The organism is Brevundimonas sp. MF30-B, assembly GCF_004683885.1.
Classification (GTDB): Bacteria; Pseudomonadota; Alphaproteobacteria; order Caulobacterales; family Caulobacteraceae; genus Brevundimonas.
This window is the reverse complement of the sequence record NZ_CP038440.1, coordinates 2,458,937-2,472,825: the sequence shown is the minus strand read 5'-3', so window position 1 is coordinate 2,472,825 and position 13,889 is coordinate 2,458,937. Positions and strand designations below refer to the sequence as shown.

At 69.2% G+C, this 13,889-nt stretch carries 13 protein-coding genes; 4 read left to right on the top strand and 9 right to left on the bottom strand.

The window, feature by feature from the left end; all coding sequences use genetic code 11:
- Entirely contained in the window at positions 1-702 is a 702-nt protein-coding gene (locus E4M01_RS12485) for a tyrosine-protein kinase family protein (RefSeq protein WP_135064153.1), read from the top strand.
- On the opposite strand, the gene E4M01_RS12480 is transcribed toward E4M01_RS12485, so the two are convergent.
- From E4M01_RS12480 to rnr, 7 genes are all read right to left on the bottom strand, one after another.
- Positions 680-1,633 carry a glycosyltransferase family 2 protein gene (locus E4M01_RS12480; protein ID WP_135064150.1) on the bottom strand — a complete coding sequence of 318 codons (954 nt, stop codon included), beginning with the start codon at positions 1,631-1,633 and terminating at the stop codon, positions 680-682. The two genes, E4M01_RS12485 and E4M01_RS12480, sit on opposite strands and share 23 nt — an antisense overlap.
- A complete protein-coding gene (locus E4M01_RS12475; protein ID WP_135064147.1) occupies positions 1,630-2,556 on the bottom strand; it encodes a glycosyltransferase family 2 protein in 927 nt (308 codons plus the stop codon). Before E4M01_RS12475 ends, E4M01_RS12480 begins: the two co-directional genes overlap by 4 nt.
- On the bottom strand, positions 2,553-3,998 hold the full coding sequence (locus tag E4M01_RS12470; RefSeq protein ID WP_135064144.1) for a lipopolysaccharide biosynthesis protein: 1,446 nt from the start codon (positions 3,996-3,998) through the stop codon (positions 2,553-2,555). The genes E4M01_RS12475 and E4M01_RS12470 overlap by 4 nt, the downstream gene beginning before the upstream one ends.
- A 7-nt stretch (positions 3,999-4,005) precedes the next feature.
- Positions 4,006-5,619: an exopolysaccharide biosynthesis polyprenyl glycosylphosphotransferase gene (locus E4M01_RS12465; protein ID WP_245158262.1), complete on the bottom strand. Its 1,614-nt coding sequence runs from the start codon at positions 5,617-5,619 to the stop codon at positions 4,006-4,008.
- A gap of 78 nt (positions 5,620-5,697) precedes the next feature.
- Positions 5,698-6,117, bottom strand: a complete 420-nt coding sequence (locus tag E4M01_RS12460; protein ID WP_135064141.1) for a DUF5990 family protein — start codon at positions 6,115-6,117, stop codon at positions 5,698-5,700.
- Positions 6,118-6,121: 4 nt separating this feature from the next.
- A complete protein-coding gene (locus E4M01_RS12455) occupies positions 6,122-6,823 on the bottom strand; it encodes an NUDIX domain-containing protein (protein WP_135064337.1) in 702 nt (233 codons plus the stop codon).
- On the bottom strand, positions 6,823-9,138 hold the full coding sequence (rnr, locus tag E4M01_RS12450) for a ribonuclease R (RefSeq protein WP_135064138.1): 2,316 nt from the start codon (positions 9,136-9,138) through the stop codon (positions 6,823-6,825). The genes E4M01_RS12455 and rnr overlap by 1 nt, the downstream gene beginning before the upstream one ends.
- Positions 9,139-9,242: 104 nt before the next feature.
- On the opposite strand from rnr, the gene E4M01_RS12445 reads away from it, so the two are divergent.
- Positions 9,243-10,646 carry a cystathionine beta-synthase gene (locus E4M01_RS12445; RefSeq protein ID WP_135064135.1) on the top strand — a complete coding sequence of 468 codons (1,404 nt, stop codon included), beginning with the start codon at positions 9,243-9,245 and terminating at the stop codon, positions 10,644-10,646.
- A 5-nt stretch (positions 10,647-10,651) separates the two neighbouring features.
- Complete coding sequence (locus E4M01_RS12440; RefSeq protein WP_135064132.1) at positions 10,652-11,815, top strand: cystathionine gamma-synthase; 1,164 nt, start codon at positions 10,652-10,654, stop codon at positions 11,813-11,815.
- Positions 11,816-11,818: 3 nt separating this feature from the next.
- Here the strand turns inward: E4M01_RS12440 and E4M01_RS12435 are convergent, their stop codons facing one another.
- Positions 11,819-12,076 (bottom strand): hypothetical protein, encoded by a 258-nt coding sequence (locus E4M01_RS12435; RefSeq protein WP_135064129.1) that lies wholly within the window; start codon positions 12,074-12,076, stop codon positions 11,819-11,821.
- Positions 12,077-12,158: 82 nt separating this feature from the next.
- Positions 12,159-12,371 (bottom strand): cold-shock protein, encoded by a 213-nt coding sequence (locus E4M01_RS12430; protein ID WP_135064126.1) that lies wholly within the window; start codon positions 12,369-12,371, stop codon positions 12,159-12,161.
- A gap of 223 nt (positions 12,372-12,594) precedes the next feature.
- Here E4M01_RS12430 and E4M01_RS12425 point away from each other — a divergent pair, with 223 nt between their 5' ends.
- Entirely contained in the window at positions 12,595-13,845 is a 1,251-nt protein-coding gene (locus E4M01_RS12425; RefSeq protein ID WP_135064123.1) for a mechanosensitive ion channel family protein, read from the top strand.
- The last annotated feature ends 44 nt before the right edge of the window (positions 13,846-13,889 follow it).

Sequence of the window (13,889 nt, the reverse complement as noted above, 5' to 3'; positions counted from 1 at the left end):
ATGGTCGATCTGACGAACGAGATGGCGAGCCTGCTGGCCGCCCTGGGGCCGGCGCCGGCCCATCGAGGACGCGTGATCCAATTCGTGTCGGCCCAGGCCGGAGAGGGCGTCTCCACCGTCGCGCGTGAGTTCGCCCGGCTGGCTGCGTTGCGAGCCAGAAAGTCGGTCTGGCTGATCGACGCCGACCTGGCGCAGCAATCTCAGGCGGAGGCGATCGCTGCCGAAGCAGACCGCTTTGGCGGCCTGGGCGCGGCTGCTTTGGCCTCACCTGACGGGTCGGCGTTCTACACGGTCACGCCGGCCTTGCGGGGGCGCGACGGCAAGCCTGTGCGGCCGGCCCGCCTGCTGACGGCCCAGCCCTGCCTGGGTGGACGGCTTTGGGTGTCGCGGTTCCGCATGGAGGCGCTGCGCTCGGGCCAGAAGGTCGAACTGCTGGCCCAGGCCGAATACTGGGAAGCGCTCAAGAGACATGCCGAGACGGTGGTGATCGACTGCCCGGCCGCCGACCGCAGCGACGCGGCCATCGCCTTTGCGCCCTACGTCGATGCGACGGTGATCGTCGTGGCGGCCGAGACGACCGGGGCGGCCGGGCCCGCCGCCCTGCGCGACGAGATCGAGGGCGTGGGCGGCCGCATCGCCGGCGTGGTCATGAACCGCGCCCGCTGGAAGCCGCCGGGCTTTATCCAGCGTCTGGCCGGCTGACCGCTTCGCGCTTTGCGGTGTGTCGGCCGTAAAGCGCCGGCGCGAAAGCGTCCATCCACAGCACCTTGCCCAGACCGCGCACCGCCCGGTCGGTCATGGCGAAGCGCCCAGGCCTGCGCAGCAGCCACATCAGGCCGGCGGCGGCGGCATAGACGGCGGCCTGGCCCGCCCCGATCACCATCCAGCGCACCACCGCCAGCGGCCGCCGCTCGGCCACCGCTGTCTGGCTCGGCCCCTGCCCATAGGCGAAGGCGCGGCGATACGCATAGGCCAGGGTCGCGCGGTGCGCCGGGGCGTATTCCGTCACCCAGGCGTCTGCGGCCCAGGCGAAGCGGCCGTTGCGGGCGCGCAGCTCGCGGAACAGGGCGTCGTCCTCGCCGCCGGTGTGATCGGCGTCGGTATCGAACGGCGCGGCGCCGGGCAGGGCGGTCGCACGAACCATCAGGCTGTTGCCCGAACCATAGACGTGATCGATCGATCCGCTGACGCTCGGCCCCTCGCGGCCGAAGAAGCGATCCAGATAGGCCTGGGCCGGGCCTGACCCGTCCGGCGCCTTGCCGGTGATGGGGCCGAACACGACATCGGCGCCGGTCTTCTCCTGAACCGCGATCAGGGCCTCGAGCCAGCCGGGCTCGGCCGCCTCGTCGTCGTCGAGGAAGGCGATCAGCGGCGCCTCGGTGGCGGACAGGGCGGTGTTGCGGGCGGTGGCGACGCCGGGCACGGGCGCGTGGGCGTAGATGAGGGGAACCGGCGAGAGGTCGCGCAGAGCCTCGATCACCGGCCGCGCCGAGGCCGCAGGGTCGTTGTCGGCCACCACGATCTCGCGCAGCCGATCGGCCACGCCGGTCTGGGCGAAGACCGAGCGCAGCGCCCGCTCCAGCCCCTCGGGCCGGCGCAGCGTGGGGGTGACGACGGCGACGTGGGGCCTCATCGCAGCGCCTCCGCGTACAAGGCGGCGCGATACAGGCGCAGGGCGAAGGCGCGGGCGGGGACCGGCGCGGCCTCGGCGCCGGCGACGGCGCGGCTGGCGCGTCGCAGCAGGCCGCGGCCCGGCAGGCGTCGGATGATGCGCGCGACCTTGTGGCTCGGGTAGGCCGCGACGGCTTGCGGGTGCAGGGCCGCCAGACGGGCGAAATTGCCAGCCGACTGCTCATACTTGGCCGCCAGCGCCGGCACCGTGTCCAGGCCCATGTGGGTCGCCGGAACGTCGGCGTGGCCCATGCCGTAGCGGGCGGTGACGCGCAGCCCCCACTCCACGTCTTCCCAGCCCCATCCGGTGAAGCCGGGGTCGAACGCCTCGGCCTCGAACACGTCGCGGCGGACCAGAAGATTGGAGGTGAAGACGTGCTTGCCGGGATCGCGCGACCGCTCGGCCGCCGAGAGGCAGTCGGTCCGACCCGCCATGGCGCGGTGCACGGCGAAGCGGGCGTCGTCCGGCGCCTGCTCCAGGGTGAAGCCGCCGAAGACTGCGGGCGGATCCTTTGCAGCCACATCGAGCCAGGCGTGTAGGAAGTCGGGCCGGTCGGGCCGCATATCGCTGTCGAGAAACAGGAAATGACGCCCCCGCGCCGCCAGGGTCAGGCGGTTGCGACCTCTGGCGCGACCCTCGTTGGCGGGCAGGGTGATGAGGCGGACCGGAATCGCACCCCCGTCGATCAAGGCCTTGAGGCCGGCCGTGAGCGCAGGGTCGTTGGTCCCGTCGTCCAGCAGGACGATCTCGACCGCGCCGTCGGTCGGCTCGGCCAGCAGCCGACCCAGCAGGTCTCGCGGATCGTCGCGCAGGAAGGGCGTCAGGACCGACAGGCGCGGCGCGGCGCCCGCCCAGGCGGGGCTGTCGTGAATGTCCGCGCTCATGCCGCCGCCTCGCGTCCGCGCCGGATCAGCCGCTGCGCCACATCGCGCACGCCCGCCGCGTTCAGGATCAAGGCCAGGACGGCGTAGACGCTCGCGCCGACCGTGGCGTCCATCATCAGTTCGGCGAACCCGCCGATAGGCGGCAGAATCAGCACGACGGCGGCCATGGCGATCGTGGCGACGCCGCAGCGCATCAGTGCGCTCCAGTCCGTCGGCATGGGCTCCGCCCGGCGGCCAAGGATGAGAGAGGTCGCCAAGCCCAGCGCAAAGCTGGCCGTGGTCGCCCAGGCCGCGCCCATCAGCCCGAAACGCGGGATCAACACCGCGTTGAGCGCCAGATTGGCCAGGGCCGGAACCGCCATGGTGGCGAACAGCAGTTTGGTCTTGCGGCCGAGAATGAAGGCCACGTTGTAATAGTAGGCGCTCAGCCCCCACAGCAGGGCCGACAGGGCGATCCAGGGCGTGATCGAGGCGGCGGCGCCGCGCAGCTCCTCGCCGATCATCACCTCCGCCAGGGGGCGCGCCACCAGGGCAAGCCCCGCCGCCGCCGGCAGGCCGATCAACAGGAAGGTGGCGGACTGCTCGCGCGCCGCCGGGACCAGCGCTTCGCGGCCGCCACGCTCCAACGCCAGGATCAGGGCGGGGCCGCTGGCCGCGCCCAGCCAGATGAAGATCACGTCCAGCGTCCGGTTCGCCAGGCTGTAGCCCGCGTGATAGGCGCCCACCGCCGCCTCGTTCAGGAACAGGGCCAGCAGAAACCGGTCGGTCGAGGCCAGCACCAGCGCCAGGGTCAGGGACGCCGCGATCGGATAGCCGTAGGCGGCGTAGGCCTTGAGCCGCTTCACATCGACGACGCCGTCCCGCGCCCGCTTCAGTTCGCCTGGCAGCAGGAAGGGCAGGGCGGCCAGCGGCGCCAGCGCCAAGCCCCAGAAGGGCGAGGCCGCGCCCGCGCCCCAGACGGCGAAGCCTGCGCCGACCGCAAACCCGGCCAGCGCGACGAAGATGTCCAGGCCGGCGGCGCGGGCGACCTCGCCGGCGGCGCGGTATCGCTCCTGCGCCAGCTTGACCAGGAACCGCACCGGCGCACCGCCCAGGGCAACCGCCAGCGCCAGCCTCAGCGCCCCGTTGATCGGAACCAGCCACAGCAACAGAGCCGCCACGGGAACGAAGACGGCGATCAGCAGGAAGGCGGTCTTGTAGAGGGAGGCGAAATGCGCCTTCAGCCCCGGTCCCTCGACCTCGGACGCCCAGAAGCGGGCCATGGCCGCCTCGACCCAGGAGAAGGCCAGGACGTGCGACAGGGTCATGACCGAAAAGGCCAGGGCGTACTGGCCGAACTGCTCGGGCATCAGCAGACGCGTGAAGACGACGATCGCCAGCACGCCGATCACGCCCTGCACCGCCTGAGCGGGCAGATAGCCCCATACCCCGCGCCAGAACATCAGTCGTTCACCGTTGGGCCGCCCGGTCGCCCAGTAGCACCGGCACGGTCACGGCCATGATCCACAGGTCCAGCCAGAAGGACTGGCGCTCGACATAGTCGATGTCCAGTTGCACGCGGCGGCGCACCTCGGCGGCGGTGTGCAGCGGACCACGCGAACCCTTGATGGCGGCCCAGCCGGTCATGCCCGGCTTGATGCGGTGACGATGGGCGTACTCGGCGACCAGACGCGCGCTCTCGACCTCGCCGGTCTTCATGCCGACGGCATGGGGGCGCGGGCCGACCAGGCTCATTTCACCGCGCAGCACGTTCAGAAGCTGGGGCAGTTCGTCCAGGCTGGTCTTGCGGATGAAGCGGCCGACGCGGGTGACGCGGTCGTCGTCGGCGGTCACCTGGCGGCTAGCGGTGGCGTCGGCAGCCTCGGTTCGCATGGAGCGGAACTTCCACACCACGATCTCTTCCTGGTTGAAGCCGTGACGACGCTGGCGAAACAGCGCCGGGCCGGGGCTGTCCAGCCTTACGGCCAAGGCGACCACAGCCAGGACCGGGGCCAGAAGCACCAGTGCGATCGCGCCGATGACCACGTCTTGCAGGCGCTTGTGGAAGGCACGGCGTTCGCTGTCGACCGCGTCGAGATTGCTGAGCGGCGCCTCGGCCAGTTTTTCGAGCGCGGCGTTGCGCTCGCTGTCGCCCTGGGCGTCGACCAGCACGGTGACTTCGTTGGGCAGGGCCGACAGCCGCTGTGTCAGCTCGCGCACGCGCGTCTCGGCGCGGTGGTCGATGGCCAGCACGATGCGGTCGACATAGGGGGTCATGCGATGGGTCAGAAGGTCGTCGGCGCCCCCCAGCACGGGAACGCCCTCGACGGCGTCCGGATTGCGCGACAGCCGGTCGTCGAACACGCCGAGAACGTTCAGATCGCGGCGCTTCAGAGCCTCGCGGATCAGGCGCTCGGCGTGACGCGTGGCGCCGACCACGACCACATTGGGCGTCAGGGCGCCGGATCGGCGCAAACGGTCGGTCCAGGTCGCCCAGCCGAGATGAAGAATGGTGAGGGTCGCTGCCGCCAGCCCGGTCCATGCCAGCACGGCGCGCGCCAGTTCGGCCTCGAACGCCTCGGCCAGAACCAGGCCGACCAGGCCGGCGCTGAGCGTCGCGCCGCCGATCTGCGCCAGCCGGCGCAGCAGCGGCTCGTCTCGCCTGAACCGGTACAGGCGGAATGACCGCATCAGGCCGATCACCACAAGGCCCGCCCCGACGAAAGGCAGGGCCACCAGCAGCGGGGCCTCGCCCAGCCCAGTCGGCGAGGCGCTCCAGATGGCGCCCACCGTAATGGCGGTGACGGCCGCGGCGTCTATGGCGCGGAAATAGTGGGCCGCCAGCCGGGTCGCGCCGCGCTGGCGGGCGTTCAGCCATACGGCCGGCCGGAAAGGTCCCCGACCGGCGGAAGGCGAGGACGTCGAAGGCCGCGCTGTGCTCGGCGACGGCTCGCGCAGCGCCGCGCCTGTCGTCTTCATTGGGGGCTTGTCGGACTCGCGCAGAGCCTTCGCCGCCAACGCCTTGAGGCGCGCGATGTCCGGTCCGCCTTGCGAGGCGGCGGGATGTGGCGAGGCGTCGGGCATCTTCTTCCGAACGTGAGCGAGGGTCGAACCTGCCAGACCTGGGGTCTATGTCGCGTTAACGAGCGGCCGTGGGGATACTCAGCCTCGGGTGGCGATGCGCCAAGCCTGAACCGGACGAACCGTTGCGCAGGCGGGCGTTCCGTCCTTGCCGCGCCCCGGCAGCACGACCTCTAGAACCGCGCCATTGCGCGCTGTGACCAGAAGGTCCGGCGGGATGTCGTGGATATCGATCTTGGCGCGGCGGGACCATTCGCTGGCGTGATCGCCGGCCGCCTGGCCGATGCGGATGTAGACGAAGCGACGGTCCTTGCCCTCGCGCCGCACGAACGGTCCCAAAAACCGGCCGTCGGCAGTCAGCCGAATCTGAACGTCGAAGCTAAGCGGCGCCGTCGAGGCCGTGACCGGCTCGAAGGGCATGTCGTCCTTCTGTAGGCTGTAGCGCACGCCCGGAACCGGGTCGGCGATGGTCAGGCGCAGGGTCATGGGCGTGTCGGCCATGGGTTCAGTTCCTGTGCTCGACCACATGCCGGCCTCGCACCATGCGCACGAAGGGCAGGGGGCGGTCGGGGTGCTCAAGGCGTTCGGCGATTTCGCCCAGCACGAAGCGGGTGATGGCCGGCAGGTCCAGGGCGCGAGCTTCGGACAGCGGCAGCCAGGCGATCTCGTCCAGCTCGCCTGATCCGGCGGTGGGCTGGGAATGCAGCAGATGGCGCGCCTCGGCCATGAAGAAGCGCGCGTCGAAGCGCCGCGCGCGTCCCGGAGGGGTGACGGCGCGCGCCACGTAGGTCAGCACCGACAGGTCGGGCAGGGCGCCTTGGCCTCGATACTCCCGCCACGGCCCGGCGACGGAGGCGGGCGGGGCCTTGCGCCCCAGGATCAGGCCCGTCTCCTCATAGGTCTCGCGCACGGCGGCCAGGGCCAGGGCGCGGGCGCGGCGAGCGGGCGTCTCGGCTTCCAGCCGGCGAGCCGTGTCGGCGGCCAAGTCCTCGGCGAAGGCGGCGGTGAAATCCGCCCGTTCGGTCCGGCCGCCGGGGAACACCCATTTGGAAGCCATGAAGACGTGGCCCGGCGCGCGCCGGCCCATCAGCACCTCGGGCCGGTCCCCGCCGCGCGTCAGGATCAGGGTGGCGGCGTCCTTGGGCCGCTGCGCGCCGCCGGTCCGCGGCGCATCCTTCAGGTCCTGAGCCGCGTCGAAGGGTTGGATCAACGCCGCTTGCCCTTGCGCACGCCCTTAAGTCCGCCGGACGGCTTGCCGCCGTTGCGCGGTTTCGGACCACCGGGGCGGTTCTTTCCCCGAGAGGGCGGGCCGTCGCCGCCCCGTCCGCGCATGCCGTAGCGGGGCGCGGGCGCATTCGGATCGCGGGCCTCGGGCTCGCTGAGCATCTCCAGGACCAGGCCGCCGGTGACCGGCGTCGCCTCGGCCAGCCGCACCTCGACCTGACGGCCCAGCACGAACCGCTTGCCGCTGCGTTCGCCGACCAGGGCGTGGGCGCGGTCGTCGTGGGTGAAATATTCGTTGCCCAGCGACGAGACGGGGACCAGGCCGTCGGCGCCCGTCTCCTCCAGCCGCACGAACAGGCCGAAGCGCGTCACGCCGGTGATGCGCCCCTTGAAGGTCGCGCCCACGCGGTCCTCCAGGAAGGCGGCGATATAGCGGTCCATGGCGTCGCGCTCGGCGGCCATGGAGCGGCGCTCGGTCATGACGACGTGCTCGGCGATGGCCGGCAACTCCGCGATCTCGCGGTCCGTCAGCCCGTCCTTGCCCAGGCTGAGCGCCCGGATAAGGCCCCGGTGCACGATCAGATCGGAATAGCGCCGGATCGGCGAGGTGAAGTGGGCGTAGCGATCCAGGTTCAGACCGAAGTGGCCGATGTTCTCGGGGCTGTAGATGGCCTGCATCTGGCTGCGCAGAACCACCTCGTTGACGACCTCGGCGTGCGGCGTGTCGCGGGTCTCTTCCAGCAGGGCGTTGAAGCGCGCGGTGGTCGGCGCCTGGCCCTTGTTCCAGGGCTTGCCGATGGTCGACAGGAAGTCGGCCAGGTTGAAGGTCTTTTCCTGGCTGGGCGTCTCGTGGATCCGGTAGAGCAGGGGCGTGCGCTTCTGCTCCAGCGTCTCTGCGGCGCAGACGTTGGCCTGGATCATCATCTCCTCGATCAGCCGGTGCGCCTCCAGAGAAACGCGGGCCTCGATGGAGGCGATCTCGCCCTCGGGCGTCATGCGGATGCGGCGCTCGGCGGACTCGATCTGAAGCGGGCTGCGGCGCTCGCGCCCCTTCAGCATGGCGCGATAGGCGTTCCACAGCGGATAGAGGATCGCCTCCATGATGGGGCCGGTCGCATCGTCCGTCTGGCCGTCGATGGCGGATTGCGCCTGTTCGTAGCTGAGGCTGGCGTGGCTGCGCATCAGGCCGCGAACGAAGCGGTGGCCCAGCTTCTTGCCGTGTTTGTCGAACACCATGCGCACGGCCAGGCAGGCGCGGTTCTCGCCCTGCTTGAGGCTGCACAGGCCGTTGGACAGCACCTCGGGCAGCATCGGCTCGACGCGATCGGGGAAGTAGGTCGAGTTGCCCTTGTCGCGCGCCTCGCGGTCCAGGGCCGAGCCGGGGCGGACGTAGGCGGCGACATCGGCGATGGCCACCCAGACGATCCAGCCGCCCTCGTTCTTGGGATCCTCGTCGCGCGCGGCGTAGACGGCGTCGTCGTGGTCGCGCGCGTCGGCCGGATCGATGGTGATCAGCGGCAGATCACGCAGGTCCTCGCGGCCCTTCAGTGTCGGCAGGGCCTGATCGCCGGCTTCGGCTTCGACGGCCTCGGAAAAGCCGGTGGGCACGCCGTGGGCGTGGATCGCCAGCAGCGAGGCGGCGCGCGGGTCGTCTTCCTTGCCTATGACTTCCAGGATCTTGCCGCGCTTGGACCCGTGGCGGTGGTCGCTCTTCTCAATCGAGGCCACGACCAGGTCGCCGTCGCGCAGGCCCTCGGCCAGGACGGGCGGGATAACCAGAACGTCCTTAGAGCGCTTGTCGACCGGCTCGACGCGGGTTTCGCGGGCCGACTTGCGGATCACGCCCAGAACGCGGCCGGTCTCGGCGTCCAGCTTCTTGACCAGTCGGGCCTCCCAGCCGTCGGGGCCGCGCTGAAACTTGACCAGCAGTCGGTCGCCCATGCCGGGGGCCGGGCCGCGGCCCTCGCGGTCGGGCATCAGGACGGCGCGGGGGGCGTCTGCCGCGCCCTTGACGAGCTCGACGTAAAATTCGCCATCGGCGTCACGCGCCACGACGTCCGCCACGCCGACGGGGGGCAGGGCTCCCGCCTCGGAGAAGCCGCGTCGGCCGCGCTTGCCCAGCCGGCCTTCGGCCTCGAGCTCCTTGAGCATTTCGCGCAAGAGCCGGCGCTCGGCGCCCTTCAGGCCGAAGGCGCGGGCGATGTCGGCCTTTTCGGCCTCGCCGGCCTCGCGCAGGAAGGCGACGAGGGTGTCTTTGTTAGGGAGACCGGCAGGCGGTCTCTTGGGTGTCTTTGTCATTGAGTCTTTCGTAGCGCGGAACGGCGCCTTGGGTGAAATCTTGCGTGGGTTGACCATGTAGGGCCGGGGCTTCAGCTTCCGCCCCCACTGGAATGGAGTTCCCGATGTCGCTGCCCGTCCTGCCTGCGCTGACTGCGCCGGTCGCCTCTCCGCTGGATCTGATCGGCCGCACGCCGATGGTCGAGGCGACGCGCCTGGACACCGGGCCGTGCCGTCTGTTCCTGAAGCTGGAAAGCCAGAACCCAGGGGGCTCCATCAAGGACCGGATCGCCATCTCCATGCTGGATGCGGCGGAACGGGAAGGGTGGTTGAAGCCCGGCGGGACGATCGTCGAAGCGACCGCCGGCAATACGGGCCTGGCGCTGACCCTGGTGGGCCGCGCTCGCGGATATAAGGTGCTGCTGGTCATCCCGGACAAGATGTCCAAGGAAAAAATCCAGCATCTCAGAGCCATGGGCGCCGATGTTCGCCTTACGCGTTCGGACGTGCCGCACGGCCATCCCGAATACTACACCGACATGGCCGAGCGCCTGGCCCAGCAACTGCCCGACGGCTTTTACGTCAACCAGTTCGCCAACGTCGCCAACGCCGAGGCCCATGTGAAGACGACGGGCCCCGAGATCTGGGAGCAGACGGCCGGTTCGGTCGACGCCTTTGTCGCGGGCATCGGCTCGGGCGGGACGATCACGGGCGTGGCTCAATATCTGAAGAGCGTCGGGTCGAAGGCCGAAATCGTTCTGGCCGACCCGGTCGGCTCGACCCTGGCCGGCATCGTCAACGACGGCGTGCCGGGGCCGGAAGGCAGCTATACCGTCGAAGGCATCGGCCAGAATTTCGTGCCGGACACCGCCGACATGAGCCTGATCGACAAGGCCTATTCCATCCCTGACGCCGAGGCGATCGCCACGGTGCGCGAACTGCTGCTGAAGGAAGGCATACTGGCGGGGTCGTCGTCCGGCACCCTGATCGCCGCCGCCCTGCGCTGGTGCCGCGAGCAGACCGAGCCGAAGGTCTGCGTGACCCTAGTCTGCGACACCGGGGCGAAATACCTCTCCAAGGTCTATAACGACGCCTGGCTGGCCGATCAGGGCCTGGGCGAGCGCGACATCCACGGCGACCTGTCCGACCTGATCAGCCGGAAATACGCCAAGGGCGACGTGGTCTCGGCCGGGCCGGGCGACACCCTGGACACCGCCTTCAAGCGGATGCGTTCGGCCGATGTGTCGCAGCTGCCGATCATCGACGACGGCCGCCTGGTCGGCATCATCGACGAGAGCGACATCGTCCATGTCATGAACACCGACGCCATCACCCGCGAGGCGCGCTTCAAGAAGCCCGTCGGCGACGTCATGACGCGCGATCTGGACACGCTTCAGGTCAATGAGCCGCTGGACGCCCTGATCCCCATCTTCGACCGCGACCGGGTCGCCCTGGTGCTGGACGGCGAGCAGTTCGTCGGACTGATCACCCGCACCGACCTGATCAACCACCTCAGCCTGAATCGCTAAGCCCCATGTCGGACCGCAAGAACAGCCAGGGTTTCTCGACCCGCGCCATCCACGCCGGCCAGAAGCCCGACCCGACGACGGGCGCGGTGATGACGCCGATCTACGCCACCTCGACCTACGCTCAGGAAAGCCCGGGCGTGAACAAGGGCTATGAATATGCGCGGGGCAAGAACCCGACGCGCGAAGCCTTCGAGGCCTGCATCGCGGATCTGGAGGGGGGGACGCACGGCTTCGGCTTCGGCTCGGGGATGGCGGCGACCTCGACGGCGCTGGAGCTGCTGGACGCGGGTTCGCACATCGTCACCGGCGACGATCTGTATGGCGGCTCGTGGCGGCTGTTCGAGCGGGTTCGGCGTCGGTCCATGGGGCTCGATTTCGCCTATGTGGACCTCAGCGACCTGAGCGCAGTCGAGGCGGCGATCACGCCCAAGACCCGCATGCTGTGGGTCGAGACGCCGACCAATCCGCTGATGAAGCTGGCCGACATCGCGGCCCTCTCGAAGATCGCCAAGGCGCATGGGCTGATCCTGGTGGTCGACAACACCTTCGCCACGCCCTTCTGTCAGCAGCCGCTGGCGCTGGGGGCCGATGTGGTGATGCACTCGGCGACCAAATATCTGAACGGCCACTCCGACATCATCGGCGGCGTGCTGGTGACCGCGAACGCGGACCTGGCGGGCCAGATCAAGTTTCTGCAGAACTCCGTCGGCGGGATCATGGGGCCGTTCGACGCCTTCCTGGCCAACCGGGGTCTGAAGACGCTGGCGCTGCGCATGAAGGCGCACTGCGAGAACGCGCTGGCTATCGCGCGCTGGCTGGAGACCCGGACCGGCGTCGCCAAGGTCGTCTATCCGGGCCTGGTCGCCCATCCGCAGCACGAGCTTGCGGCGCGCCAGATGACCGGCGGCTTCGGCGGCATGGTCACGGTGGTGCTGGAGGGCGACCTGGAGCGCACCAAGCGGGTGCTGGAGCGGGTGCAGGTCTTCACCCTGGCGGAATCGCTGGGCGGGGTCGAAAGCCTGGTGAACCACCCCGCCATCATGACCCACGCCTCGGTGCCGAAGGATGTCCGCGAGAAGGGCGGCGTCACCGACAGCCTGATTCGCTTGTCCGTCGGCGTCGAAAACGTCGAGGATCTGATCGCGGACCTGGATCAGGCGCTGGGGTAAGCCTCAGCCGGGCAGGGCGGTCTGGTGACCGGTCGCCGGCGGGACCTTCTTCTTGGGCGCGGCGCGCTTGCGGACCGGGGCGGGTTCGCTGGCGGCCTTCTCAGCCAGGACGGCCAGTTGGGTGTCGATCAGCGGCAGGATTTCGCCGGCGCTGGACATCTGGGCGGGCGAGCCGTGCTCCAGAAGACGGGCGGCGTTGGCGCGCAGGGTTTTCAGGTCGGCGGCGTTCATGGTCGTGATCTTGTCGGCCAGCGGCGTCATTCGTGTCTCCAGGACAGCGTTTCAAAAACGTCGGGGCCGACGCATGGCGCCGGCCCCTTCGTCAGTGTTCGGTTCGACAGGTTCAGTCGGCGGACTTCAGTTGTCCGGCCGATTCCTTGCCGCTGCGCGAGTCGCGTTCGATCTCGTAGGAGACCTTCTGGTTCTCGTTCAGCGAGCCCAGCGACGAGGCTTCGACCGCCGAGGCGTGGACGAACACGTCCTTGCCGCCGTCGTCAGGCGCGATGAAGCCGTAGCCTTTGGTGGAGTTGAACCATTTCACGGTGCCGGTAGCCATTTTCAGGACCTCCGTTGGAATTGACCTCAGGAAGGATGTCCTGCGGCCGGTCGGGTCTGAAAGGATCGGCTTGAGACCTCGGTGCGCGATGCAAGGGGCAGCAGCGTTTCGCAGAGAGATCGACGAGATCAAGGTGGGCGCAATGCGGGGCTTTAGCAAGGGCTTGTCCGAAATAGGCGTCCGCGCGGTTCAAAAGCCGGCCGCCACGGCCTAGGTAGGGGCCATGCAAAATCTGAACGCCATGCGGGATCGCCTGGCGGAGTATCCGGCGGCGGAAACGCTGATCGGACTGGCTCTGCTCGTCGCCGCCGCCTTCGCCGTGGACTTCCTGGTCCGCAAGGTTCTGTTCCGCGTTATTCGGCAGGTGCTGCACCGGCTGCGGCTGGACAGCGGCTCGCACTCGCTTCAGCCGGTGACCAAGACCCTGGCCCGCCTGGCGCCGGCGATGGTCGTTCATCAGGGCATTCTGGCCGTTCCGCACATCGCGCCGGCCGCGGCGGTGGTGACGCGCAATGTCGCCAGCGCCTTCATGATCCTGACGGTGGTGATGGCGCTGGCCGCCCTGCTGGACCTGGCCAACCACATCTATTCGCGCCGGCCCAAGGCGGCCGCCCGGCCCATCAAGGGCTATCTGGAGGTGGTCAAGATCCTGCTCTACGCCGTGGCGACCATCCTGATCATCGCCACCCTGATCGAGCGCTCGCCGCTGTTGCTGCTGTCGGGACTGGGCGCCCTGGCCGCAGTGCTGATGCTGGTGTTCAAGGACACCATCCTGTCGCTGGTGGCGTCGGTCCAGCTGAACTCCAACGACATGCTTCGCGTCGGCGACTGGATCGAAATGCCTCAGCTGAACGCCGACGGCGACGTGGTCGACATCGCCCTGCACACCGTCAAGGTTCAGAACTTCGACCGCACCATCACCACCATTCCTACCTGGCGGCTGATCAACGAGAGCTACAAGAACTGGCGCGGGATGCAGGATTCGGGCGGGCGGCGCATCAAGCGCTCGCTGCTGATCGATCAGTCCAGCGTCCGCTTCATGGATGACGAAGACGAGGCGCGGCTGAGCCGCTTCGCCCTGATCGACGATTATTTGGAAGCCAAGGCGGCCGAGCTGAAAATCTGGAATCAGACTCTGACCGACGCCGGCCGCGACGTCGTCAATGCGCGCCGCCAGACCAACCTCGGCGCCTTCCGCGCCTATGTGGAAAGCTATCTGCGCAGCCACGCCCGCATCCATCAGGGCATGACCGTGATGGTGCGCCAGCTGGCCCCGTCGGCCGAGGGCCTGCCGCTGGAAGTCTATTGCTTCACCTCGACCACAGCCTGGGCCGAGTATGAAGGAATTCAGGCCGATATCTTCGATCACCTGCTGGCGATCCTGCCGGAGTTCGGTCTGCGGCAATTCCAGCAGCCCAGCGGAGCGGACTTCGCCGGATTCGGCCGCCAGATGGACACTAACCGCGCAGCGTGATGCGGCGTGGCTAGTGCTTCTGGGCGGCAGGCGTTAAACCCGCA